Here is a 1079-nt window from a genome sequence, read left to right on the forward strand (position 1 = left end):
ATCGATTGCATCGTCCTTAGTCTTAGCAGCTTGATCAATGGCATCCTTAGCAGCTGATTTAGTTGCAGAAGTAGTAGAAACATTAATGTTGTTAATCTTTTCAACACCAGTGTTCTTAGCTGTAGTAACATCAGCGTCTTTAGTGGCAGCATCAATTGCAGCCTTAGCTTTGTTAACTTCACCAGCAACGGTCTTCTTCAAAGCATCCTTTTCTTCAGCAGTTAAGTTTGAAGCATCGATTGCATCGTCCTTAGTCTTAGCAGCTTGATCAATGGCATCCTTAGCAGCTGATTTAGTTGCAGAAGTAGTAGGAACATTACCGTTGTTAATGTTATCAACACCAGTCTTCTTAGCTGTAGTAACATCACCGACAGTTTTTGCATTGCTAATGGCGGTCTTGGCACTATCTGCTGCTGTCTTAGCTTGACCCTTCACAGCTTGCTTTTCTTCAGTAGTCAGGTTAGGAGCATCATCAATTGATTTATTCTTTTCAGCCAGTGCTCCATCAATTGCGGCATTTGCACTTACCTTGTCGATTGCGAGCTTACCTGCATCCGTTGCAGCTGCAACACCTGTGTCATCAGAAGCCTTCTTGATGTTTTCTTTAGCATCAGCAACAGCTTGGTCAATTTGACCCTTTGCTGTTTGCTTTTGATCATCAGTTAAACCTGAAGTTTTATCGATAGCCTTCTTAACAGCATCAGCTGCGGTATCGAGATCACTATTAGCGTCATTCTTGGTCTTAGAAGCTGTTGGAATTTCAACAGCATTAATAGCCTTTTCACCATTGGTTTGCGCTGTAGTAACATCAGTGTCTTTAGTGGCAGCATCAATATTGTCCTTAGCTGTTTTAACTTCATCAGCAACTTTCTTCTTCAAAGCATCCTTTTCTTCAGCAGTTAAGTTTGAAGCATCGATTGCATTGTCCTTAGTCTTAGCAGCTTTATCAATGGCATCCTTGGCGTTCTTCTTAACATCAGAATCAGCCGGAACTGTTACCGCTTCGATTGCTGTCTTACCATCTTGGCCTGCCTTAGTGGCACCATCGTTGGTTGTTGCGCCATCGATTGCGTCCTTAG

Annotated in this window: 1 protein-coding gene; it reads right to left on the reverse strand. The window is 42.4% G+C overall.

Annotated features, from left to right (window positions below; genetic code table 11):
* A partial coding sequence (locus H9564_RS08470; RefSeq protein WP_191685042.1) for a DUF1542 domain-containing protein occupies positions 1-1079 on the reverse strand: 1079 nt, incomplete at both ends.

This window comes from Limosilactobacillus avistercoris (assembly GCF_014836425.1).
Taxonomy (GTDB): Bacteria; Bacillota; Bacilli; order Lactobacillales; family Lactobacillaceae; genus Limosilactobacillus; species Limosilactobacillus agrestimuris.